This window comes from Ideonella dechloratans (assembly GCF_021049305.1).
Taxonomy (GTDB): domain Bacteria; phylum Pseudomonadota; class Gammaproteobacteria; order Burkholderiales; family Burkholderiaceae_C; genus Ideonella; species Ideonella dechloratans.
In genome coordinates this window covers 502547-523654 of sequence record NZ_CP088081.1, presented here as the reverse complement: position 1 = coordinate 523654, position 21108 = coordinate 502547, and the positions used below count along the sequence as shown (strand labels likewise).

Genomic DNA, 21108 nt, shown 5'->3' with positions numbered 1-21108 from the left:
ACTGGAGGCTTCTATGAACCACCTCAAGGGCTTTGATCTTTTTGCGATGTCCGCCCCCAAGACTGTGGAAGACCGCATCTTGGTGCTCCAAGAAGTGCTGGCGGAGTTGGACTTTGTGTATGAGCAAATCCAAGCTCTAAGCTTGGACGCCCCCCAGCCCAAGGCACAGTGCGCTTCCTGAAATCTAGGACTCCACACGCCCGGAAGCCCGCCAATGGCGGGCTTTTCTTATGCAGGTACTCCCGGGTCGGTGCCAGGGTCGGCCATCCAGGCGCAGTCGGTCGAAGCACTTCCAGAACCCCCTGCGGCCATTGCGCTCGACGACGCCGTTGAGCGCGTCGATGACCTCGGCATCCTTCTCCTGCGGCAACGGCGGCACCTTGTAGTACGCCGCCCGCGACAAGCCTGTGGCTCTGCAGGCTCGCTGAATCGACAGGCGGTGCTCGGTCACCATGACCGCCACCACCTGCCGCTTCGCGGACGGCGTCAGAATTTTTTTGTCAGCACGATCCTTGATCGCTGCGTTCTCCAGCGCCAGGTCGGCTTACATGCGCTTGAGTCGGGCGTTCTCGGCCTCCAGCTCGCGCATGCGCGCCAGGTCGGACACCATCGCACCTGCGTACTTGCTCTTCCAGGCGTAGTACGTCGGCGAACTGATCCCGTGCTTGCGGCAGACCTCCGCCACCGGCACGCCAGCTTCGCCCTCCTTGAGGATCGCCACGATCTGGCTCTCCGTGAACTTGCTCTTCCTCATCGGCCTCTTCCTTCAGGGGTTGGGCCGCATTCTCTGGTTTCAGCTGTCTACTTGGTGGGAGAGCTTATGGGTGTCCACGGAACCGGCAGCAGCCCGCCCACCCGGCTCATTCCGGCGTCGGTGCCAACACCTGCTGGCTAGTCATCTTTTCGGTCTGTGAGGGATGAAGGAAATATCACGCAGCTTATAAGTCTCGCGCGAATCCACAACAAGAGTTCATCTGTTGCCGAGCCCTTCCCCCGCAACATAGTGATATCTGATCCACGCTGTTCTTGCACATCCCTCAGGAAGTCTTTAGCCCCCCAGTACATGGTCAGGTGAACCTCATCCTCGTCACCACGTTCGCATGTGTAAGCCAACGGGTGCACCGGATCTGATTCGGGGAAGATAAGGGTGAGTCGGTCTTCGCCTCGGGAGACCAAGAAGGCAGCCATTCGGCGCGGCCGGCTATGCCCTGCTTCTTCAATCAGGAGGGCATCCTCAATGACGCCGTCCTCGTCGAGCAGCAAGGTCATGGGAACTGTGCACCCGTCCTCCGGGCCAATGGTCAGCAGGTGGATCTCAAATCCATTCAACTGAGACAAGGCATCGATGACCTGCTTGAGGAACTCCGGAACAGCACTGCGCTGATCTTGAGCTATTTGCGCCAGAAGCGCCTCCCGTCGCCGGGCAGATGTCCCTGTCGCCCCGATGGCCAAGTCCTCAACCGGTGCTGCCACGGATCCTGCCTGAACGGGTTCGCCGGACTCCACCGCCTTCACGCCACGGATCAGCTTTCGCGCCAGATCGGGGAACACTCTGTCTCCCCGAAATCCGTAGGTATGAGGCTTCAGCCCGGTGGACGCGTCACGCTCCTCAAGCCTGGGCTGCTGAGGTGTTGCGGACCGAGCAGCCTTGTGTCTGGGTTCAGAACTCACCGCAGACAACGGTTGGTCCGGCGCCCTGCGTCGACGGGTTTTCTGCCCCTTCAACTTGAAGGTCAGTTTCTGGAATGGGAAGGCATGGGAGCACGAGGCAATGCGGTGAACCACAAAGGTCGCCTTCCCCTCATGCCCGCGGGACAGCCACTGCCCATGCACTTTCAGATCAGTCTGCCCGGTAAACGGAAAGCGCGCGATCGGGTAGATGTCCTTCCGCTGGCCGGATGCCTTCAGGCAGGAAGCACCAACCTGCTGTGCTGCGCTCCAAGCCTGGGGGTCACCCGCAAGCCGTGCAATGTCCTCAGCACTGGCACGCGGCATATCGGCCGCGAGGTCCAGAGTCATGACGCGGGTCACCTGCGACACACTCGCTCGCTCGTACAGAGCATTCTTCCGCAGCGGAGGCGTGAACAGACTGGCCAGGAGATCGGCTGACGACCCGTAGTAGAAGCGGATCAGTTCCATGGCCGGGATGACCAAATAGCGGCCATCCCGCAAAGTGATACGCAAGCAATAGGAGTGGGTGTTCTCCGAATGCCAGGGGTGCTCGGCGAACGGAATCAGGAACCCACCCTCTGCCAAGCTGGAACCGGCTTTGACGATCACGGCCGCCGGCTCATCCACCTCAATGCCCTCAAAGCACTCTTCTTCCAAGGCCGGCCGGTGGAAAAACCACTGCCCCTCCCAGAGGTCGCCAATCCTCAGCAGCACCGTGGTGCCCACCGACACCCATCGCTTGATCTGCCGAGCCGCCGCTGCGCTGGGCGGGATCGGGGCGTCCGGGTTGATGCGCACCGCGGGGTCGGTCACCTCTGCCAGATGAACCAAGACCGAGGGTTGCTTCATCTTCAGCGCCCGATCGGCGAATCGGATGGGACCGAACCAAGCCACGCGCCAAAGGCGCTGCCCGTGCGGAAAGGCGGTCACGCGCAATTCCTCCGCGCGGCCCGCCAACCGTTCAATTGTCATGTGCTCACGCCCTCTGCGGGGCTTGCCAGCGTTCGACATCAGCGGCCATCGGCGTGGCCGCACTCCCTGAGGGCACCAAAAAATTGGCCTCACTCTAGAGGCCAATTTCATAGGTAAAAACCGCGCTTTTGCCCTTGTTACAGTGCGCTATTTTCTTACTTACTTCGCTATTTTCTCATTTACTTCGAGTCATTGACAAGCACGCCAGCCTGGGCGGCCTGTTGGTCCGCGTGGTACGACGAACGGACCATCGCACCCACCGCCGCGTGGGTGAAGCCCATCTTGTAGGCCTCGGTCTCGAACATCTTGAAGGTGTCCGGGTGCACGTAGCGGCGCACCGGCAGGTGGTGGCCCGAGGGCGCCAGGTACTGGCCGATGGTCAGCATGTCGATGCCGTGGGCCCGCATGTCGCGCATGACCTCGAGGATCTCCTCGTCGGTCTCGCCCAGGCCCACCATCAGGCCGCTCTTGGTCGGCACGCCCGGCACTTCCTGCTTGAAGCGCTGCAGCAGGGTCAGGCTGAACTGGTAGTCGGCGCCGGGACGGGCCTCCTTGTACAGGCGCGGCACCGTCTCCAGGTTGTGGTTCATCACGTCCGGCGGGCTGGTCTTGAGGATGTCCAGCGCCTTGTCCAGGCGGCCGCGGAAGTCGGGCACCAGCACCTCGATCTGGGTCTGGGGCGACTGTTCGCGCACCTGGCGGATGCACTCGACGTAATGGCCCGCGCCGCCGTCGCGCAGGTCGTCGCGGTCCACGCTGGTGATGACCACGTACTTGAGCTTGAGCGCGGCGATGGTCTTGGCCAGGTTGGCCGGCTCCTCGGTGTCCAGCGGGTCCGGGCGGCCGTGGCCCACGTCGCAGAAGGGGCAGCGCCGGGTGCACTTGTCGCCCATGATCATGAAGGTGGCCGTGCCGTGGCCGAAGCACTCGCCGATGTTGGGGCAGGAGGCTTCCTCGCAGACGGTGTGCAGCTTGTGCTCGCGCAGGATCTGCTTGATCTCGTAGAAGCGGGTCGTGGGGCTGCCGGCCTTCACGCGGATCCAGTCGGGCTTCTTCAGCGTCTCGGCCGGCACGATCTTGATCGGGATGCGGGCGGTCTTGGCCTCGGCCTTCTGCTTGGCCGAGGCGTCGTAGGCGGCGCCGGTCTTGTGTTCGTGCGTGGTGTTCTCGGTGGCCATGTCGTCAGTGCCTTGCCGCGGTGGCGGCGTTGCGTGAGGAGCGGGAAGAAGCGGAGAAGATGCCGCTAGGCGGTCGCGGGCGGGCTCAGGTGGGCGGCCAGGCGCTCGATCAGCACGGCCGCCACGGCCTCGGGCGTGACGTGGACGCCCAGTGTAGCGAGGTCCACCGTGGCCAGCCCGGCATAGCCACAGGGGTTGATGCGGTGGAAGGGCTCGAGGTCCATCGCCACATTGAGCGACACGCCGTGGTACGTGCAGTGGTTGCTCACCTTGATGCCCAGCGCGGAGATCTTGCCCAGGCCGGCGAAAGGATCCTGCCTTGGCCCGGCGGGCAGGCCGGCGTTCAGCGGGTCGGCCAGGTTCACGTAGATGCCCGGGGCACTTTCCACCCGGAAGCCGATCACGCCGAAGCGCTCCAGCGTCTGGATGACCGCAGCCTCCAGGCGGAAGACGTATTCCTTGACGTAGATGCCCAGGCGGCGCAGGTCCACCAGCGGGTAGACCACCACCTGGCCGGGGCCGTGGTAGGTCACCTGCCCGCCGCGGTTGCTCTGCACCACCGGGATGTCGCCCGCGCCCAGCACATGCTCGGCCTTGCCGGCCACGCCCTGGGTGAAGACGGGCGGGTGCGCCACCCACCAGAACTCGTCGGGGGTGTCAGGCCCGCGCGCGGCCGTGAAGGCCTGCATCGCGGCGAAGGTCTCGTCATAGGGCACCAGGCCCCAGGCGCGCACAAGGGCCCCGCCGGACAGCGCGGAGGCCACGGGCACGGTGCGGTGGTTCATGCCCCCGATTGTCCCCGAGCGGCAGAGGGCTTGCCGCGGCAGGCTTATCGTCGGGCCTGAGCTTGCTTCAGGAGAGGTCATGTTCCTTCGCTCCGCCCCGCGATGGCCCTGGGCCGTGCCGCTGCTGTGCCTGGCGCTCTGCGGCGCCGCCGCGGCGCAGGATCTGGCCGAGGCGCCGCCCCAGGTCGACCCGGCGCTGCAGCAGGCACTGGACGCCTACGCCCAGGGACGCTGGGCCGAGGCTGCCCGGTCCTTCGAGGCCCTGGCCCGCCAAGGGCAGCCGGTGGCCCAGCACGATCTGGCCGCCATGCACCTGCGCGGCGAGGTGCCCCACGCCAGCGTGGCCACCGCCCTGCACTGGCTGCTGCAGGCGGCCGACGCGGGCTTCGTCACCTCGCAGCAGGCCCTGGGGGAGTTGTACGAAAGCGGCCGCCTGGGCTGGAAGGACCTGCCGCAGGCGGTGGCCTGGTACCACCGTGCGGCCGAGGCCGGCAGCCCGCAGGCGCAGTTGGAGATGGGCACGGCCTGCTTCCTGGGCCGGGGCACGCCGCAGGATCTGGCCCAGGCCGCCCGGTGGTACCGCCAGGCCGCGCTGGCCGGCGACCTGGGGGCCATGTACATCCTGGCCTCGATGTACGAGAAGGGCGAAGGGGTGGACGCCAACCGCCGGCTGGCGCGCTACTGGTACGCGGCCGCCGCCGATGCGGGCGACGAGGCCGCGCCCTACAAGGTCAAGGAACTGACCGACGCGGAAGCACCCAGCCCCTGAGGGGCCGGGCGGGGCTGGGCACGAGGGCTCAGAGCACCACCTTGACCATCGGGTGCGAGGTCAGGGTGCGGTAGAGCGCGTCGAGTTGGTCGCGGCTGGTGGCGGTGACCGTGATGGTCAGGCCCAGGTAGTTGCCCCCGGCGCTGGGCCGGCGCTCCACGCTGTCCGGGTCGAATTCGGGGTCGAACTGCAGCGCCACCGCGACGATGGCGGCCTCGAAACCCTCGACATGCGCGCCCATCACCTTGATGGGAAAGGCACTCGGGTACTCGATCAGCGACTCTTCGGGCGGAATGGGGCGGTTCATCATGCGGCCTGAGTTGGGGGTGCCGGGCGGAATATCAAGAGACGACTCAGGCCGCCTGTTCCGCCTTGGCCCGCTGGTAGGCCTCGTACAGCCGGCCGTAGACCGGGCCGGGCTTGCCGCGCAGTGCGCCATGGCCCACCGGTTCGCCGTCCAGCCGGGTCACGGCCAGCACCTCCTTGCCGGTGGAGCTGAGCAGCACCTCGTCAGCCGCCCGCAGGTCGGCCTCGCAAATCGGCCGCAGGTTGAAGGCGAGGCCGGCCTCCTCGCAGAGCTCGCGCAGCAGGCCCACCCGGATGCCGGGCAGCACGTGCGGCCCGGGCGGCGGCCCCAGCAACGCGCCCTCCTGCACGATCCACACATTGCTGCTGGCCCCCTCGGTCAGCCAGGGGCCGCCGGGCTCGCCCTCGCGCAGCAGGATGGTTTCGGCAGCGCCAGCATCCACCGACACCTGGCGCGCCATCACATTGCCCAGCAGCGAGATGCTCTTGATGTCGCCATGCGACCAGCGCAGATCCGGCGCCGTGACACAGGCCGCGCCATGGTGGCGCCACTCGGCCGGCACCGGCTTGAGCGGCGTGCTCATCAGGAAGACGGTGGGGGTCAGGCCCGGCAGCATGGCGTGCTCGCGCAGGGCCACCCCGCGGGTGACCTGCAGGTAGATCAACTGGTCGTCGAAGGGCTGGGCCGCCACCAGGCGCCGCACCCGGACCTCCCAGCCGGCCGCATCGTGCGAGGCCGGAATGCGCAGCCGGTCCAGGTTGCGGGCCAGCCGGGCCATGTGATCGTCGAAGCGGAACAGGCGCCGGCCATAGACCGGCAGGGCCTCGTAGACGCCGTCGCCCAGCAAAAAGCCCCGGTCCAGGACCGACACGCGGGCCTGGGACAGGGGCAGCAGTTCGCCGTCCAGGTCGCAGACGTAGTCCGGCAGCGGTGCGCTCATGATGCCCTCCATCCAGAGGGCCACAGATTACTTGATCCAGAGGCGGATGGCATCCCAGGCACGGCCGAAGATGCCGGCCAGCGGCACGTCCTCGGCCACCACCAGGGGCACGGTGGCCACGGCGGCACCGGCCGCATCGGTCACCTTGAGCGTGCCCACGCGCTGGCCCTTGGTCAGCGGCGCCACCAGCGGGTCGGTGCGCTCGATGCTGGTCTTGAGCTTGTCGCCTTCGCCCTTGGGCACCGAGACATAGACCGCGCCCTGCGGACCGACCAGTGCGACCTCGGGCTTGGCGCCCTTCCACACCTTGACCGTGGCCACCGGCTTGCTGGCGTCGAAGAGACGGATCGCATCGAACTGGGTGAAGCCCCAGTTCAGCAGCTTCTGGCTCTCGTCGGCCCGGCCCTCCTTGGAAGCGGCGCCCAGCACCACCGACAGCAGACGGCGCTTGCCGTTGGGGAAGTCGCGCTGGGCCGAGGCCACCAGGCAGTAGCCGGCGCCATCGGTGTAGCCGGTCTTCATGCCGTCCACCGAAGGATCCCGGCGCAGCAGCAGGTTGCGGTTGTCCTGGCGGATCTTGTTGTAGGTGTACTCCTTGATGGAGTAGTAGGGGTAGCGCTCGGGGAAGTCGCGGATGATGTGCGAGGCGATCACCGAGATGTCGCGGGCGCTGGAATAGTGGCCCGCTTCGGTCAGGCCGGTGACGTTCTTGAACGCGGTGTTCTTCAGGCCCCAGGCCTGGGCCTGGCGGTTCATCAGGCCGACGAAGCCGTCCAGGCTGCCGGCCGTGCCCTCGGCCAGGGCCACGGAGGCGTCGTTGCCCGACTGCACGATCATGCCCTTGAGCAGCTCGTCCACCGTGGGCTGCATGGTGGTGTCGATGAACATCAGCGAGCCGCCGCCCTTGCGCTCGGCCCAGGCCCGCATGGACACGGGCAAGCGCTGGTCCAGCGAGACCTTCTTGTCGCGCAGGGCCTGGAAGACCTCGTAGGCGGTCATCAGCTTGGTCAGCGAGGCAGGCTCGAAGCGGGAGTCGGCGTCGCGCTCGGCCAGCACCTGGTTGGTCGTCATGTCCAGCAGCAGGTAGCCGTGGGCGGCGATTTCCGGGGGTTGCGGCAGCTGCGCGGCGGCCGGCAGCACGGTGCCCAGCGCCAGCACGGCACCGAACAGGGGGGAGCGAAGAGAGGTCATGGAATTTCCGGTCACAGAGAAGGAAAAGCGCCCGACAGCCGGGCCCTGGGCACTCAGCGGTGCCAGGCCCCGGTCACCAGGGACTTCAGGACAGACAGCTGTCCGTGGAAAAAGTGCCCCACACCGGGCACGACGACCACCGGCAGGACCTGGGGCCGCGCCCAGTCCAGCGTGGCCTGCAGCGGCACAACGTCGTCGGTCTCGCCGTGGATGACAAGGGTGTCGGCCGGCACCGGCGGCACCGGAAAGCGCGAGGTGGCGGGCCCGACCAGGGCCAGGCGCTCGGCGGCCTGGTCGGCCGGCAGACGGACCGCCGCCGCGGCGGCCACATAGGCGCCGAAGGAAAAGCCCGCCAAGGCCAGCGACAGCGCCGGGTCGCGCACGGCGGCGATCACGGCCAGCGCATCGTCCACCTCGCCGCGGCCCTCGTCGTACTGGCCGGCCGAAGCCCCCACGCCGCGGAAGTTGAAGCGCGCCACCCGGTAGCCCAGCTGCAGGAAGGCGCGCGCCAGGGTCTGGACCACTTTGTTGTCCATGGTGCCGCCGTGCAGCGGATGGGGGTGGCAGACCACCACGACGCCGCGCGGGGCCATGTCCGGCGGGGCATCGATCGCCAGCTCCAGCGGGCCGGCCGGCCCCGCGATGGTCAGGAGCTGCGACTGCGGATTGAGGCCCGCCATCCCTCAGCGCCCCACCGAGGGCGGCAGCATCAGGCGCTCGACCGGCTGGCCATCGCGCAGGTGCGACCGGACGATCTCGTCGATGTCGGCCTCGTCTACAAAGGTGTACCAGACGGCCTCCGGGTAGACCACGGCCACCGGGCCGCCGGCGCAGCGGTCCAGACAGCCGGCCTTGTTGACCCGCACCCCGCCCGGACCGGCCAGGCCGGCGGCCTTGACCTGCTGTTTGCAGCGGTCGAAGCCGGCCTGGGCGCCGTGCAGGGCGCAGCAGTCCTCGCCGTTGGGACGCTGGTTGAGGCAGAAGAAGATGTGGCGCTGGTAGTAGCTGCTCATCCCGCGATTGTAGGCAGCCGCTCCGACCGGACGGTGAGCAAGGGTCAGCGCCGGGCCAGGGGCGGCATGCGCTCCGAGGACGCCACGCGCAGCCCCAGCCAGACCAGGGTGGCCAGCGGCCAGAGCCAGCCCACCCACTTGGCCAGGCCATGGAAGCGGATGAAGCGGCCCTGCTCCCAGGCCTGCAGGCTCATCGCGAAATAGGGATCGGACGGCGCCTGCACCACAATCACCAGTTGCAGGGCCAGCGCCACCATGCCCAGGGCCGCGGCCAGGCGCTGCGGCGCGGGCAGCGCCAGCAGCGCCAGCGCGCCCCCCAGTTGCAGGGCCGGCACCACGCCGGGCGTCACCCAGGACAGGGCGTGGACGGGACCGAAGTTGAGCGCGGCCGACAGCGTGGTGGTGGCCAGGCCCAGGCCCGCCAGGCACAGCCCGGCCACCACCCGGCGCCAGCCCGGCCGGGTGATGGAATAGGCCAGCAGACAGGGCACCAGCAGGCCCAGGGCCGTGCCCAGCGCCTCCACCGGCTCGGGCAACCGGTCCTGCGGCACCGGGATGTCGCTCACCCACTCCAGCAGGCCCTGCGCCCAGGGGACATCGAGCAGCCAGTCCACCAGCTGATCCTGCATGCGCGACCAGCTCGGGCCCAGGCCCAGCGGCAAGGGCACCGGGAACAGCAGACCCACCGGCCACAGCGGCAGCAGCACCAGGGCGCCCCGGCTGCGGCGCCAGAACCAGCGCTCGCGCGTGGCCTGCCAGCGGTCGATCAGGCGCAACGCCTGCAAGGCGCCGCCCAGGGAGGCCCCCGCCACCGCACCGGCCGTGTTGAGCTGCCAGTCCAGCAGGGACGGAAAGCGCCCGGGCAGGAACTGCTGGGTCACCTCCATCACGTAGGACAGTGCCGAGGCACTGCCGACCGCCAGGATCCAGGCCAGCGGCCAGCGCAGGTGGCTGCGCACCCCGGCCAGGTAGATCAGCACGCCCAGCGGCGCATAGCCCAGCCCGTTGGCCACCATGTCGAAGTGGTCGCGCCAGGGCGGCATGGGCAGCCGCAGGATTTCCTGCCAGCCCAGGTGGCTGGGCCAGCTCCAGTCGCTGAAGGGGAACAGGCTGGCGTAGACGATCAGCCCGGCGAACAGCAGTGCCAGCGGGATCGCCGTGCTCAGCTGGCCGCTGCCACGCTGCGGCAGGGTCTGCGGTGCCGCCTCGGGACGCGCCACGGACCGGATCCTCAGAAGGGCTTGACCACCACCAGGATGACGATGGCGGCGAACAGCAGCACCGAGGCTTCGTTGAACCAGCGGAACCAGCGGTGGTCATGCCGGTTGGCGAACTGCTCGAACTGGCGCAGGAACTTGCGGCAATGCACGTGGTAGCCGATCACGCCCAGCACCAGCAGCAGCTTGGCGTGGATCCAGCCCTGGCCCTTGCCGATGCCGAAACCCAGCCACAGCCACAGGCCCAGCAGCACCGCCGGCACCGCCAGCAGGGTGGCGAAGCGGTAGAGCTTGTGGCCCATCAGCAGCAGGCGCTCGCGCTCGGCATGGCTCTCCTGCGGCACCATGGCCAGGTTGACCAGGATGCGGGGCAGGTAGAACAGGCCGGCAAACCAGCTCGCCACGAAGATGATGTGGAAGGCCTTGACCCAGAGGTAGAGGTTGCTCATGCGGGAGATTATGAGCCGCACCCCGTGACGGGACCGAAACCAAAGCCCTAAACCGGCGCCCCAAAAGAAAGAGCCCCGGTCGAGGACCGGGGCTGAAAAGCCTTGACGCTGTCATCACGTGAAGGCACCTGCTCAGGGAGGAAAAGCAGGGAGCCCGGCCCGGAGGCCCGACTCACTACAGATCGTAACACCCCCCCGGGGTCTGTACCATAGAACGCTGTCAGCAAAACATCACGAATGCGCGCGCCGCGTGTGCCCCGCGCGCCGAAGGATCACCGTGAACCTGCCTCTGTTTCCCGCCAACCGTCCGCGCCGACTGCGCCGCGACGCCTTCAGCCGCGCCATGGTGCGCGAGCACCGCCTGAGCCCGGCCGACTTCATCCTGCCGGTCTTCGTGCACGACATCCCCGGCCGCGCGCCCATTCCCTCCATGCCGGGCGTGGAACGCCTGTCCATCGACGAGCTGCTGAAGGTGGGCGAGCAGGCCCTGGAACTGGGCGTGCCGGCGCTGGACATCTTCCCGGTGATCCACCCGGCCGCCAAGAGCCTGGACGCCGCCGAGGCCTTCAACCCCGAAGGCCTGGCCCAGCGCGCGGTGCGTGCGCTCAAGGCCCGCCTGCCCGAACTGGGCGTGATGACCGACGTGGCCCTGGACCCGTACACCGTGCATGGCCAGGACGGCATCATCGACGAACACGGTTACGTGCAGAACGACATCACCACCGAGATCCTGGTCAAGCAGTCGCTCTCGCATGCCGAGGCCGGGGTGGACATCGTCTCGCCCTCGGACATGATGGACGGCCGGGTCGGCGCCATCCGCAACGCGCTGGAAGCCGCCGGCCATATCCACACCCGCATCATGGCCTACTCGGCCAAGTACGCCTCGGCCTTCTACGGCCCCTTCCGCGATGCGCTGGGCAGCGCCGGCAACCTGGGCAAGTCCGACAAGTTCAACTACCAGATGGACCCGGCCAACGGCGACGAGGCCCTGCGCGAGGTGGCGCTGGACATCGCCGAAGGCGCCGACATGGTGATGGTCAAGCCCGGCCTGCCCTACCTGGACGTGCTCTGGCGCGTGAAGCAGGAGTTCCGCATGCCCACCTTCGCCTACCAGGTCAGCGGCGAGTACGCGATGATCAAGGCCGCCGCCCAGAACGGCTGGCTGGACCACGACAAGGTGATGATGGAGTCGCTGATTGCCTTCAAGCGCGCCGGGGCCGACGGCGTGCTCACCTACTTCGCCCTGGATGCCGCCCGCCTCCTGCGCCAGCACGGCTGACCTGCCGCCGATGCGGGTCTTCCACATCACGCCGGAGCGCTCGGACGCCCTGTCCGAGCCGCCGGAGACCCTGCCGCCGACGGGCTACCTGTGGCTGAGCTTCAGCCGCCGGGCCTTCGAGGACGCCATTCCGATGCTGCAGCGCCAGCTGCAACGCTGGGCCGGCACCGGCCTGGTGGACCTGCACCTGAGCGACCTGCTCAACCCCCAGCTGCCCTCGCACTACGAGGACACCTCCTGGTACGACCTGCTGGTGTTCCGCCGGCTCGCCGCCGGCAGCGCCAACGGGCAGAACGGCAACCGTCCGGCCAAGGCCGAGGACGAGGCCGCACCCCCGGTGCTGGGCCCGCTGCCGGCCTCGGCCATCGACACCAGCCCGGTGGGCTTCGCGGTCTTCGACCGGGTGCTGGTGACGGTGCACCCGGAGGACTGCCTGGTGCGCGAGTACTTCGCCCAGCGCCTGTCGCAGCAGTCGCGCGAGACGGACCTGCGCGGCAGCGGCCGCCTGCCCACCAGCCCGGCCGAGCAGATGCTGCGCATGGTCAACCACATGGTGGACAGCTACCTGGAACTGCGCCGGGTGCTGACCCGCCATTTCGCCGCCCTGCAGGCCGAGCTGCTGCGCCCGCGCAGCCGCTTCGCGGGCTGGCACATCATCCTGCAGTCGCGCGAGGCCCTGCACCGGCTGGAAGACACCAGCGAAGACCAGCGCAGCGCCATCCAGGAATGGATCGACGCGCTGGACGAGTGGCCGGCCGCCGAGAACGCGGCGGGGCAGCGCGAGCGCGAGCTGCTGCGGGTGCGTTCCAAGGACGTGCTGGAGCACATCGAGCGGGTGCTGACCCATGTGCGGCGGCTGGAGCAGGCCTCCGAGGCCGCGGTGCAGATGCACTTCTCGGCCGTGGGCCAGCGCACCAACGACATCATGCGCACGCTGACCGTGCTGACCGCCATCTTCCTGCCGCTGAACCTGATCACCGGCATCTTCGGCATGAACTTCGAGGGGCTGCCGCTGATCCACAAGCAGGACGGCTTCTGGATCGCGGTGGGGGTGATGGCCGCCACCGGCCTGGGGCTGGGCGGCCTGTTCTGGCGCAAGCGCTACCTGGGCACGCGGCAGTCGCCGGACTGAGGCCGCGGCGGCCTCCGCGAGCGAGGCTCAGGCGCCGCGGCGCTTGCGGTAGGGGTCCTTCAGGCCCAGGCCCAGCATGATCTCGGTCTCGTGGGCCTCCATGGCCTCGGCGTCTTCCTCGCTGGTCTCGTGGTCCCAGCCCTGGGCGTGCAGGGTGCCGTGCACCAGCAGGTGGGCGTAGTGCTCGGCCACCGGGATGCGCAGCTCGCGCGCCTCTTTCGCCACCACCGGCGCGCACAGCACCAGGTCGGCCATCACCACCGGTTCCTGCGCGTAGTCGAAGGTCAGCACATTGGTGGCGTAGTCCTTGCCGCGGTATTCGCGGTTCAGGGCCTGGCCCTCCTCGGCATCGACGATGCGCACCGTCATCTCGGCCGGCGCCGCCAGCGCGTGGCGGATGCAGCGGATGACGGTGTGGCGCGGCAGCTGGTCGCGGTGGCGCGCATCGGCGAATTGCAGGGACAGGCTCAGCGTGGGCAGGGCAGCAGGCATGACAGGCTCAGGTCGGAAAAAGAGAGATCAGCGGCGCTCGGCCTTGCTCAGCTGTTCGCGCTGGGCCTGCTGGGCGTCGTAGGCCTCGACGATGCGGGCCACCAGCGGGTGGCGCACCACGTCGGCCGCGGTGAAGCGGGTCATCGCGATGCCCTTGACGTTCTTGAGCACCTGGGCCGCGTCCACCAGGCCGCTGGGCATGCCGCGCGGCAGGTCGATCTGGCTGACGTCGCCGGTGATCACCGCCTTGGCGCCGAAGCCGATGCGGGTGAGGAACATCTTCATCTGCTCGGGCGTGGTGTTCTGCGCCTCGTCCAGGATGACGAAGGCATGGTTGAGCGTGCGCCCGCGCATGAAGGCCAGCGGGGCGATCTCCAGCGTGCCGCGCTCGAAGGCCTTGGTCACGCGGTCGAAGCCCATCAGGTCGTACAGCGCGTCGTAGAGCGGGCGCAGATACGGGTCCACCTTCTGCGTCAGGTCGCCCGGCAGAAAGCCCAGGCGCTCGCCCGCCTCCACCGCCGGGCGGGTCAGGATGATGCGCTGCACCGTGCTGCGCTCCAGCGCGTCCACCGCGCAGGCCACCGCCAGAAAGGTCTTGCCCGTGCCGGCCGGACCGATGCCGAAGCTGATGTCGTGCGACAGGATGTGGCGCAGGTATTCGATCTGGTTGGGCGTGCGACCGGTCAGGTCGGCGCGCCGGGTGTGCAGCACGATGTCGCCCTCGTCGGCCGAGGGCGCGCGCGCCGGGGCGTCACCGCGGCGCACATCGTCCAGCGCCAGCTGGAAGGTCTCGGCGCTGATGGGCTTCTTGGCCCGTTCGTAGAGCGCGGTCAGCAGGCCCAGGGCCTTCTCGCCGTCGCGCTTGCTGCCCTCGATGCGGAAGGCGCCCTGGCGCCGGGTGATGGTCACCGGCAGCACCGCCTCCAGGAGGCGCAGATGCTCGTCCAGCGGGCCGCACAGGTGCGACAGGCGGGTGTTGTCCAGCGGGGAAAAGGTGTGTCGCAGCAGCATGGGCGCAAAGGGGAGTCGGGCCGGAATTGTCCGGCAAACGATAATCCGGCGCCATGATCGGACGCCTCACAGGCATCGTGGCGGAAAAGGCCCCGCCCCAGGTGCTCATCGACGTCGGCGGCGTGGGCTACGAGGTCGACGTCCCGATGAGCACGTTTTTCAACCTGCCCGGGCTGGGCGAGAAGGTCACGCTGCTGACCCACTTCGTGGTGCGCGAGGACGCCCAGCTGCTCTACGGCTTCCTCAGCGCCGAGGAGCGCCAGACCTTCCGCGAGCTGGTCAAGATCAGCGGCATCGGGCCGCGCACCGCGCTGTCGGTGCTCTCGGGCATGTCGGTGGCCGACCTGGCCGGCGCCGTCTCGCGCCAGGAAGGCGCGCGGCTGCAGAAGGTGCCGGGCATCGGCAAGAAGACGGCCGAGCGCCTGCTGCTGGAGTTGAAGGGCAAGCTGGGCCCGGACCTGGGCGCCCCCGCGGGCGCCAGCGTGGCCAGCGACGCCCAGGCCGACATCGTCCAGGCCCTGGTGGCCCTGGGCTACAGCGAGAAGGACGCCGGCCTGGCGCTCAAGAAGCTGCCGGCCGACGTCGGCGTGTCCGAAGGCATCAAGCTCGCGCTCAAGGCCCTGGGTTGACGCTCACTGGCCCTGCATGTGCATGTGGTCGTGCATGGGCATGGCGCCCGAGGCGCCGCCCATCGGCATGGCCGCGGGTGCGCCCAGCGCCCGCACCGGGGCCTTGACCTCCACGGTCTCGGTCTTGCCGTCCTTGCCCTTGACGGTCAGGGTCAGCGGCACGGTGTCGCCGGCCTTCAGCGGCTGCTTCAGGTCCATCAGCATGACGTGGTAGCCGCCCGGCTTGAGCTCCACGGCCTGGCCGGCCGGCAGTGCCAGCGCGTCGACCGCGCCCATCTTCATCACGCCGCCGTCCATCTTCATCTCGTGCACCTGCACCACGCCGGCCACCGGCGAGCTCACGCCCACCAGGCTGCCGCCCTGGGCGGAGGTGATGCGCATGAAGGCGCCGGTGCTCTTCTGGGTGGCCACGGTGCCGCGCACCCAGGGCTCGGCGACGGTGGTCTGCGCCAGGGCCAGGGTGGCAAAGCCCAGGCTCAGGGCGGCTGCGGCGGCGGTCTTCATCCAGCGAGCGGTGCGAACAGGGGTCATGGTCAGGTCCTCGGGTGAAAAAGGGGAAGGGGTCGGGAAGGGAGAAGGGGGACAGGCGGGTCAGGCCGCCCAGGCTTCGGCGGCGCGGCGGCGTCGCGGGTTGCGGTCGGTGCGGGTCATGCCGGCGGGCCATTCGACCTCGCGCAGCCGGGTGGGGCTGAAGCTGGCCACCTGGCGCTGGCGGTCGTCCAGCAGGTGCTGGCGCCGCAGGTTCCCCAGGATGCGGGAGACCGTCTCGGGCGCGGTGTCGATGATGGCGGCCATGTCCTTGAGCGTGGGCAAGGGCCAGGCCGAGACATCGCCCTCCCGGCGCGAGGCTTCGGGCACCAGCAGCAGCAGCAGGTGCTTGAAGCGCGCCTGCGCGGTGCCGCTTCGCAGGCGCAGCAGGTCCTCGCCGCGGCGCTGCTGCTGGCCCAGGCCCTCGGCCAGCACGGGCCAGCCTGCAGGCAGGGTGGGCAGCGGCAGGGGCTGGAGGTGGCTCGCCACCAGGGCGCGCACCTGGTAGCCGGCCGCACCGGTCAGGCCCTCCAGGCCCACCAGGTCGCCGGGCAGCAGCAACTGGGTGAAGCTGCCACCCGTGGCGTCGGCCGCCTCCGGACGGTCCAGGCGCAGCGCGCCCTCGGTCAGGCGCCACAGGCGCGGGGCGTCCGCGCAGGGCGCCAGCGCGCTGCCGGCGGGCAGGCAGAGCCCCTCGGCCGCGTCAGGGGCAGGCCCGGGCGACGCAGCGCCGGGCGCAATGAACAGGATGGATTCCATGATCGACTTTCATCTGACGGATGACAGGCGCGCCGGCAGGCGGAGCGCCGCGGTGGCCGGGGCGGAGCCCGGACCCGGTCAGAGGAAAGCCGGTGGTGCGCGCGGCTGGGCCGACGCCCAGGCGAACAGGGGCTGGGGCGAAGACCCCGCCAGCGTGGGCAGGCCCTCGCGCAGGCCCGAGGGCGTCATCGGCGTGGCGGCATCGGGGGGCAGCACAGGGCTGGCCCCCAGGCCGCACAGCGGACAGTGCTGGAAGTGATCCCCCGCCACGGGCAGACGCCGGTCTGCAGGGGCGCTCAGGTCACCCCGGGGGGCCTCGGCCTGGGTCGAGCAGATGTCCGTCCAGGCCCCACCGGAGGCGGCCAGGGCCACGGCATGCGAGATCGTCGGCGCGAACACCAGCCCGAAGATCGCCAGGAAGGCGACCCAGGACAGGCGGCGGCAGCGATGACGCAAGAGGCTCAGCATCGTGGCTTGATTCTAGTCATGCCGCCCCCCGGGGCACATTGCGCTTGGTCAGTCCGGGGAGCGACGGTGATAATGACTGTATGTCCATCCAGACCGACGACTTCGGCGCCTTCCCTCCCCCGCCGGCGCGCAGCGCCCGGGTCGTGACGGCCGACACCGCCACCCCGCAGGAGGAAGCCCTGGAACGGGCCCTGCGGCCCAAGGCGCTGGAGGAATACGTCGGCCAGACCAAGGCCCGCGAACAGCTGGAGATCTTCATCGGTGCGGCCAAGAAGCGCAGCGAGGCCCTGGACCATGTGCTGCTGTTCGGCCCGCCCGGCCTGGGCAAGACGACGCTGTCGCACATCATCGCCGGCGAGCTGGGCGTGAACCTGCGCCAGACCAGCGGCCCGGTGCTGGAAAAGCCCAAGGACCTGGCCGCCATCCTGACCAACCTCGAGAAGAACGATGTGCTCTTCATCGACGAGATCCACCGCCTGTCGCCGGTGGTCGAGGAAATCCTCTACCCGGCGCTGGAGGACTACCAGATCGACATCATGATCGGCGAAGGCCCGGCCGCCCGCTCGATCAAGCTGGATCTACAACCCTTCACCCTGGTGGGCGCCACCACCCGCGCCGGCATGCTGACCAATCCGCTGCGGGACCGCTTCGGCATCGTCGCGCGGCTGGAGTTCTACACGAACGAGGAGCTGGCCCGCATCGTCACCCGCTCGGCCGGCCTGCTCAACGCCCCCATCGACGCCGACGGCGCCCTGGAGGTGGCCCGCCGCAGCCGCGGCACGCCCCGCATTGCCAACCGCCTGCTGCGCCGGGTGCGCGACTACGCCGATGTGAAGGGCAACGGCCGCATCACCCGCGCCATGGCCGATGCCGCACTGAAGATGCTGGACGTGGACCCGGTGGGCTTCGATCTGATGGACCGCAAGCTGCTGGAGGCGGTGGTGCACCGCTTCGATGGCGGCCCGGTGGGTCTGGACAATGTGGCCGCCGCCATCGGCGAGGAGCCCGACACCATCGAGGACGTGATCGAGCCCTACCTGATCCAGCAGGGCTACCTGCAGCGCACCCCGCGGGGCCGGGTGGCCACGCTGCTGGCCTGGCGCCATCTGGGCCTGACGCCCCCCGGACGGGAAGGCGAGCTGTTCCCCGGCTGAAGCCCGGCAGAACGTCACGCCGGATCAACTCGGCGCCATTCACCGTTCTTTTCCCGACTTCATCACTCGGAGTTCCCACCGATAACACGGTCTTCCCCCGGCAACGGCGCCGAGGGGCGCCTGTATCCGAGGGAGACGTTCGATGAAGATGCCCACGTTCGCCCACGCCCAGTGGCGCGTCAGCACCAAGATCCTGATGAGCGCCGGCCTGGCCTGCCTGGTGCTGCTGGCCCTGCTGGCGGCGTTCTCGGCCCGCATGTGGTCGCGCGAGCACGGCGACCAGGTGGCCGCCCTGCACCACGAGGCCGAGGCCCTGGCCCACACCATCGACGAAGTCGATGCCAGCGGCAGCGATGCGGTCAAGAAGGGCTTCTCGCTGCTCAAGGAGAAGATCCCGCCCGAGGTGCTGACCCCGGGAGAGGCCGACGGCAAGCCCACGCTGATGATGGGGGGGCTGCCGATGGACGACGACTTCAGCGGGGTGGACGCCTTTGCCCAGGCCACCGGCGGTGTGGCCACGGTGTTCGTGCGCGAAGGCGAGGACTACCGCCGTCTGGTGACCAGTCTGAAGAAGGAGGATGGCAGCCGCGCGGTGGGCACTCTGCTGGACCGCAAGCACCCGGCCTGGGCCCTGCTCAATGCCGGCCAGGCCTACACCGGCCGCGCGGTGCTGTTCGGTCGCACCTACATGACCCGCTACGAGCCGGTGATGCGCGGCGGCCAGGTGATCGGCTCGCTGTTCATCGGCTCGGAAATGGGCGTGCAGCTGAAGATGCTGGGAGAGGCCTTCCAGCGGGCGGGGCGCGGCGAAAGCCGGACCTATGCCCTGGACCTGCGCGACGGCCCGACGCTGGGCACGCTCTTCGGCCTGCCCCAGGCCGGCGGACGCCTGGGGGGCGACACCGCGCTGGTGAAGGCCCTGCGCGATGCGGTGGCCGCGGGACAGACCTCCGGCGATCTGCCACACTGGACCGAGGCCACCGGCCTGGGCCCCTCTGGGGAACGCCACCACCTGGCCTGGGCCTGGCAGCCCAAGTGGCAGTGGGCCGTGGTGTCCGAAGTGCCTGAGACTGCCATGATGGCCGGCACCCGCAGCGACCTGATCGCCCTGTGGAGCGTGCTGGGTGGCGGCATGGTGCTGGCCGCCCTGGCCATGGGCTGGGCGGCACGCAACTTCATCAGCCGGCCGCTGGCCGCGCTGCAGGCCGATCTGGGCCGGCTGGCCGAGGGCGATTTCAGCCAAGGAGTGAGCGCGGGCCGCCAGGACGAGGTGGGTCAGCTGGCCCAGAGCCTGGAGACGGTGCGCACCCGTGTGGCCGCGCGCCTGCACGATGTGCGCCAGGCCAGCGATGCCATCGCCACCGCCAGCCGCGAGATCGCCAGCGGCAACGGCGACCTGTCGCACCGCACCTAGACGACCGCCGCCCACCTGCAGCGCACCGCCTCGACGATGGAGCAGATCACCGAGACTGTGCGGCACAGCGCCGCCAACGCCGCCCAGGCCAGCCAGCTGGCCCGGGCCGCCAGCACCGTGGCCCAGCAGGGCGGCGGCGTGGTGGAGAACGTGGTGGCCACCATGCGCGACATCCACCAGGCCAGCCAGAAGATGGCCGACATCATCGGCGTGATCGACGGCATCGCCTTCCAGACCAACATCCTGGCCCTGAACGCGGCGGTGGAAGCCGCCCGCGCCGGGGAACAGGGCCGCGGCTTCGCCGTGGTCGCGGGCGAAGTGCGCAGCCTGGCCGGCCGCAGCGCCGAGGCCGCCCGCGAGATCAAGAGCCTGATCGACGCCAGCGTGCAGCGGGTCGAGCAGGGCAATGCCCTGGCCGGCCAGGCCGGTCAGACCATGCAGGGCGTGGTCGACTCCATCCGCCGGGTCAACGACATCGTCGGCGAGATCAGCGAGGCCAGTCAGCAGCAGAGCGTGGGCGTGAGCGACGCCGGCCAGGCCATGCGCGAGATGGACCAGGCCACGCAGCAGAACGCGGCCCTGGTGGAACAGACGGCCGCCGCGGCCGACAGCCTGCAAAGCCAGGCCGAACAGCTGCAGCGGGCGGTCTCGGTCTTCCGGCTGGGCCACTGAGCGCGGGGGCCCCGCCCGGGGCCCGCACGCCGCTCAGGCGTAGAGCATCACGTCCCGGCCGTACAGGCGCTGCAGACGCTGGCGCGCATCGGCCGACAGCAGATGCGCGGGCCAGGGGCCGTGCCGGGCCTGCGACACCGTCAGGGGCCGCTGGTAGAGCGTGTCGAGATCGCCGGTCATGACCTCGGGCACCCGGGTGGCCTGCAGCTCGTGCAGCCAGGACAGCTGGCGGAGGTCGGTGATCGGCAGGCCCAGCCGGGCCTCGAAGGCGTTGAGCCCGGAGAAGAGATCCCCGCGGTCGATGTTGATCACCATGTCCGGTGCCTTCACCGCCTCCAGCGGATGCCACTGCTCGCGGTGGTGCACATCGCAATGGGCCAGGTCCTCGGTCTCCAGGAAGTCGATGAACTGGCGGAAGGACAGGCCCTGGGTGTCGACATCGACCCCGATGGCCCGGCGGATGGCCTCGTTGGCATAGCCCAGCCCCACCGCGTGGCGAAAGCTCGACACGGCCCGGCGCAGCGGGTCGCGCACGACCTTGAGCACCTGCACCTGCGCCGGCCCCACCGTGGCACGGGCGGCCAGGTAGTCCTCCCGCTGGTAGAAGCGGCGCAGCCGGTACTGATGGGGCCACTCGTCGTAGGACCGGGCCTCGTCATACAGACCCAGCACATGGAAGAACCAGATCAACACGCTGGAACTGGCCGACTTGGGCGAGAACAGCACCACGAAGCGGCCCTGCGGGTCCGGCAGCGGCGGCTCGGCCTGGCACAGGGCGTCGCGCCAGCGCCGCGCCGTGTCCTCCTGCAGCGCGGGCGTCTCGTCGGGCACGAACATCATGCGCCGCCTGGGCCTGCCGCCGGCCTCGCCCTCCGGCGGCGGTGGACGGTGGCGGAAGACCCCGAGCCCGGGCAGGTGCTGCGGCTTGCCGGGTGCGGTCTGCTCGGCGGCATTGCGCACCGCCTGGAGCACCGCCCGCACCAACTGCTCCTGCCGCGGACTGGGCGGCATGTCCAGCACCGAGGGGTCCAGGATGCGCAGCTGCTGCAGCAAACGATCGAAGTCCATGGCCGCCAGC

General features: G+C 69.3%; 25 protein-coding genes. 8 read left to right on the top strand and 17 right to left on the bottom strand.

Translation table 11 applies throughout. The annotated features are described in order from the left end of the window. Positions 1–13 precede the first annotated feature (13 nt). Entirely contained in the window at positions 14–181 is a 168-nt protein-coding gene (locus LRM40_RS02450; protein ID WP_170288841.1) for a hypothetical protein, read from the top strand. Positions 182–544: 363 nt separating this feature from the next. On the opposite strand, the gene LRM40_RS02445 is transcribed toward LRM40_RS02450, so the two are convergent. The 4 genes from LRM40_RS02445 to lipB form a co-directional block, all read right to left on the bottom strand. Continuing rightward, positions 545–754: a transposase gene (locus tag LRM40_RS02445; protein ID WP_151123751.1), complete on the bottom strand. Its 210-nt coding sequence runs from the start codon at positions 752–754 to the stop codon at positions 545–547. A 137-nt stretch (positions 755–891) separates the two neighbouring features. Next, the gene (locus LRM40_RS02440) at positions 892–2682 is read right to left on the bottom strand and encodes a hypothetical protein (protein WP_231067682.1); all 1791 of its coding nucleotides are present in this window, start codon (positions 2680–2682) and stop codon (positions 892–894) included. 140 nt (positions 2683–2822) lie between these two features. Beyond that, entirely contained in the window at positions 2823–3821 is a 999-nt protein-coding gene (gene lipA / locus LRM40_RS02435) for a lipoyl synthase (RefSeq protein ID WP_151123753.1), read from the bottom strand. 65 nt (positions 3822–3886) lie between these two features. After that, positions 3887–4606 carry a lipoyl(octanoyl) transferase LipB gene (gene lipB, locus LRM40_RS02430; protein WP_151123754.1) on the bottom strand — a complete coding sequence of 240 codons (720 nt, stop codon included), beginning with the start codon at positions 4604–4606 and terminating at the stop codon, positions 3887–3889. A gap of 79 nt (positions 4607–4685) precedes the next feature. On the opposite strand from lipB, the gene LRM40_RS02425 reads away from it, so the two are divergent. Continuing rightward, on the top strand, positions 4686–5375 hold the full coding sequence (locus LRM40_RS02425) for a tetratricopeptide repeat protein (RefSeq protein WP_170288842.1): 690 nt from the start codon (positions 4686–4688) through the stop codon (positions 5373–5375). Between the two features lie 28 nt (positions 5376–5403). Here LRM40_RS02425 and LRM40_RS02420 read toward each other — a convergent pair whose 3' ends face one another. From LRM40_RS02420 to LRM40_RS02390, 7 genes are read right to left on the bottom strand one after another with little or no spacing between them, the layout of a single operon-like run. Then, entirely contained in the window at positions 5404–5685 is a 282-nt protein-coding gene (locus LRM40_RS02420; protein WP_375143041.1) for a DUF493 family protein, read from the bottom strand. Between the two features lie 43 nt (positions 5686–5728). After that, positions 5729–6622 carry an aminotransferase class IV gene (locus tag LRM40_RS02415; RefSeq protein WP_151123757.1) on the bottom strand — a complete coding sequence of 298 codons (894 nt, stop codon included), beginning with the start codon at positions 6620–6622 and terminating at the stop codon, positions 5729–5731. A gap of 27 nt (positions 6623–6649) precedes the next feature. Further along, the gene (locus LRM40_RS02410) at positions 6650–7813 is read right to left on the bottom strand and encodes a D-alanyl-D-alanine carboxypeptidase family protein (RefSeq protein ID WP_151123758.1); all 1164 of its coding nucleotides are present in this window, start codon (positions 7811–7813) and stop codon (positions 6650–6652) included. A 53-nt stretch (positions 7814–7866) separates the two neighbouring features. Then, the gene (locus LRM40_RS02405; protein ID WP_151123759.1) at positions 7867–8493 is read right to left on the bottom strand and encodes an alpha/beta hydrolase; all 627 of its coding nucleotides are present in this window, start codon (positions 8491–8493) and stop codon (positions 7867–7869) included. Between the two features lie 3 nt (positions 8494–8496). Further along, positions 8497–8826 (bottom strand): (2Fe-2S) ferredoxin domain-containing protein, encoded by a 330-nt coding sequence (locus tag LRM40_RS02400; RefSeq protein ID WP_151123760.1) that lies wholly within the window; start codon positions 8824–8826, stop codon positions 8497–8499. Positions 8827–8870: 44 nt separating this feature from the next. Then, complete coding sequence (locus tag LRM40_RS02395; protein WP_231067681.1) at positions 8871–10046, bottom strand: VanZ family protein; 1176 nt, start codon at positions 10044–10046, stop codon at positions 8871–8873. 11 nt (positions 10047–10057) lie between these two features. Next, positions 10058–10492, bottom strand: coding sequence for a CopD family protein (locus LRM40_RS02390; RefSeq protein ID WP_151123761.1), 435 nt, complete (start codon positions 10490–10492; stop codon positions 10058–10060). Positions 10493–10775: 283 nt separating this feature from the next. Between LRM40_RS02390 and hemB the strand changes: the two genes are divergently transcribed. Both hemB and LRM40_RS02380 read left to right on the top strand, forming a co-directional pair. Beyond that, positions 10776–11771: a porphobilinogen synthase gene (gene hemB, locus LRM40_RS02385; RefSeq protein ID WP_510592278.1), complete on the top strand. Its 996-nt coding sequence runs from the start codon at positions 10776–10778 to the stop codon at positions 11769–11771. After that, positions 11740–12903, top strand: coding sequence for a magnesium transporter CorA family protein (locus LRM40_RS02380; protein WP_375138564.1), 1164 nt, complete (start codon positions 11740–11742; stop codon positions 12901–12903). Before hemB ends, LRM40_RS02380 begins: the two co-directional genes overlap by 32 nt. 27 nt (positions 12904–12930) lie before the next feature. Here LRM40_RS02380 and ybeY read toward each other — a convergent pair whose 3' ends face one another. Further along, positions 12931–13395 carry an rRNA maturation RNase YbeY gene (gene ybeY / locus LRM40_RS02375; RefSeq protein WP_151123762.1) on the bottom strand — a complete coding sequence of 155 codons (465 nt, stop codon included), beginning with the start codon at positions 13393–13395 and terminating at the stop codon, positions 12931–12933. 27 nt (positions 13396–13422) lie between these two features. After that, a complete protein-coding gene (locus tag LRM40_RS02370) occupies positions 13423–14406 on the bottom strand; it encodes a PhoH family protein (RefSeq protein WP_151123763.1) in 984 nt (327 codons plus the stop codon). 53 nt (positions 14407–14459) lie between these two features. On the opposite strand from LRM40_RS02370, the gene ruvA reads away from it, so the two are divergent. Further along, positions 14460–15035, top strand: a complete 576-nt coding sequence (gene ruvA / locus LRM40_RS02365; RefSeq protein WP_022980648.1) for a Holliday junction branch migration protein RuvA — start codon at positions 14460–14462, stop codon at positions 15033–15035. 3 nt (positions 15036–15038) lie between these two features. Here ruvA and LRM40_RS02360 read toward each other — a convergent pair whose 3' ends face one another. The 3 genes from LRM40_RS02360 to LRM40_RS02350 all read right to left on the bottom strand — a co-directional run bounded on the left by LRM40_RS02360 (position 15039) and on the right by LRM40_RS02350 (position 16790). After that, positions 15039–15566, bottom strand: a complete 528-nt coding sequence (locus LRM40_RS02360) for a copper chaperone PCu(A)C (RefSeq protein WP_375138565.1) — start codon at positions 15564–15566, stop codon at positions 15039–15041. A 60-nt stretch (positions 15567–15626) separates the two neighbouring features. Then, a complete protein-coding gene (locus LRM40_RS02355; RefSeq protein WP_151123764.1) occupies positions 15627–16322 on the bottom strand; it encodes a helix-turn-helix domain-containing protein in 696 nt (231 codons plus the stop codon). Between the two features lie 78 nt (positions 16323–16400). Then, on the bottom strand, positions 16401–16790 hold the full coding sequence (locus LRM40_RS02350; protein ID WP_151123765.1) for a DUF2946 domain-containing protein: 390 nt from the start codon (positions 16788–16790) through the stop codon (positions 16401–16403). 80 nt (positions 16791–16870) lie between these two features. Between LRM40_RS02350 and ruvB the strand changes: the two genes are divergently transcribed. From ruvB to LRM40_RS02335, 3 genes are all read left to right on the top strand, one after another. Continuing rightward, complete coding sequence (gene ruvB / locus LRM40_RS02345; protein WP_151123766.1) at positions 16871–17944, top strand: Holliday junction branch migration DNA helicase RuvB; 1074 nt, start codon at positions 16871–16873, stop codon at positions 17942–17944. 142 nt (positions 17945–18086) lie between these two features. After that, positions 18087–19358 carry a Cache 3/Cache 2 fusion domain-containing protein gene (locus tag LRM40_RS02340; RefSeq protein ID WP_151123767.1) on the top strand — a complete coding sequence of 424 codons (1272 nt, stop codon included), beginning with the start codon at positions 18087–18089 and terminating at the stop codon, positions 19356–19358. A 36-nt stretch (positions 19359–19394) separates the two neighbouring features. Continuing rightward, a complete protein-coding gene (locus tag LRM40_RS02335; protein WP_151123768.1) occupies positions 19395–20030 on the top strand; it encodes a methyl-accepting chemotaxis protein in 636 nt (211 codons plus the stop codon). 33 nt (positions 20031–20063) lie between these two features. On the opposite strand, the gene LRM40_RS02330 is transcribed toward LRM40_RS02335, so the two are convergent. Next, the gene (locus LRM40_RS02330) at positions 20064–21098 is read right to left on the bottom strand and encodes a sulfotransferase family protein (protein ID WP_151123769.1); all 1035 of its coding nucleotides are present in this window, start codon (positions 21096–21098) and stop codon (positions 20064–20066) included. Positions 21099–21108 lie beyond the last annotated feature (10 nt).

Excerpts from the sequence above, each read along its gene's own strand:
- LRM40_RS02450 (WP_170288841.1), top strand. The coding sequence starts at position 14 with ATGAACCACCTCAAGGGCTTTGATCTTTTTGCGATGTCCGCCCCCAAG.
- LRM40_RS02445 (WP_151123751.1), bottom strand. The coding sequence starts at position 754 with ATGAGGAAGAGCAAGTTCACGGAGAGCCAGATCGTGGCGATCCTCAAG.
- LRM40_RS02440 (WP_231067682.1), bottom strand. The coding sequence starts at position 2,682 with ATGTCGAACGCTGGCAAGCCCCGCAGAGGGCGTGAGCACATGACAATT.
- lipA (WP_151123753.1), bottom strand. The coding sequence starts at position 3,821 with ATGGCCACCGAGAACACCACGCACGAACACAAGACCGGCGCCGCCTAC.
- lipB (WP_151123754.1), bottom strand. The coding sequence starts at position 4,606 with ATGAACCACCGCACCGTGCCCGTGGCCTCCGCGCTGTCCGGCGGGGCC.
- LRM40_RS02425 (WP_170288842.1), top strand. The coding sequence starts at position 4,686 with ATGTTCCTTCGCTCCGCCCCGCGATGGCCCTGGGCCGTGCCGCTGCTG.
- LRM40_RS02420 (WP_375143041.1), bottom strand. The coding sequence starts at position 5,685 with ATGATGAACCGCCCCATTCCGCCCGAAGAGTCGCTGATCGAGTACCCG.
- LRM40_RS02415 (WP_151123757.1), bottom strand. The coding sequence starts at position 6,622 with ATGAGCGCACCGCTGCCGGACTACGTCTGCGACCTGGACGGCGAACTG.
- LRM40_RS02410 (WP_151123758.1), bottom strand. The coding sequence starts at position 7,813 with ATGACCTCTCTTCGCTCCCCCCTGTTCGGTGCCGTGCTGGCGCTGGGC.
- LRM40_RS02405 (WP_151123759.1), bottom strand. The coding sequence starts at position 8,493 with ATGGCGGGCCTCAATCCGCAGTCGCAGCTCCTGACCATCGCGGGGCCG.
- LRM40_RS02400 (WP_151123760.1), bottom strand. The coding sequence starts at position 8,826 with ATGAGCAGCTACTACCAGCGCCACATCTTCTTCTGCCTCAACCAGCGT.
- LRM40_RS02390 (WP_151123761.1), bottom strand. The coding sequence starts at position 10,492 with ATGAGCAACCTCTACCTCTGGGTCAAGGCCTTCCACATCATCTTCGTG.
- LRM40_RS02380 (WP_375138564.1), top strand. The coding sequence starts at position 11,740 with ATGCCGCCCGCCTCCTGCGCCAGCACGGCTGACCTGCCGCCGATGCGG.
- ybeY (WP_151123762.1), bottom strand. The coding sequence starts at position 13,395 with ATGCCTGCTGCCCTGCCCACGCTGAGCCTGTCCCTGCAATTCGCCGAT.
- LRM40_RS02370 (WP_151123763.1), bottom strand. The coding sequence starts at position 14,406 with ATGCTGCTGCGACACACCTTTTCCCCGCTGGACAACACCCGCCTGTCG.
- ruvA (WP_022980648.1), top strand. The coding sequence starts at position 14,460 with ATGATCGGACGCCTCACAGGCATCGTGGCGGAAAAGGCCCCGCCCCAG.
- LRM40_RS02360 (WP_375138565.1), bottom strand. The coding sequence starts at position 15,566 with ATGACCCCTGTTCGCACCGCTCGCTGGATGAAGACCGCCGCCGCAGCC.
- LRM40_RS02355 (WP_151123764.1), bottom strand. The coding sequence starts at position 16,322 with ATGGAATCCATCCTGTTCATTGCGCCCGGCGCTGCGTCGCCCGGGCCT.
- LRM40_RS02350 (WP_151123765.1), bottom strand. The coding sequence starts at position 16,790 with ATGCTGAGCCTCTTGCGTCATCGCTGCCGCCGCCTGTCCTGGGTCGCC.
- ruvB (WP_151123766.1), top strand. The coding sequence starts at position 16,871 with ATGTCCATCCAGACCGACGACTTCGGCGCCTTCCCTCCCCCGCCGGCG.
- LRM40_RS02340 (WP_151123767.1), top strand. The coding sequence starts at position 18,087 with ATGAAGATGCCCACGTTCGCCCACGCCCAGTGGCGCGTCAGCACCAAG.
- LRM40_RS02335 (WP_151123768.1), top strand. The coding sequence starts at position 19,395 with ATGGAGCAGATCACCGAGACTGTGCGGCACAGCGCCGCCAACGCCGCC.
- LRM40_RS02330 (WP_151123769.1), bottom strand. The coding sequence starts at position 21,098 with ATGGACTTCGATCGTTTGCTGCAGCAGCTGCGCATCCTGGACCCCTCG.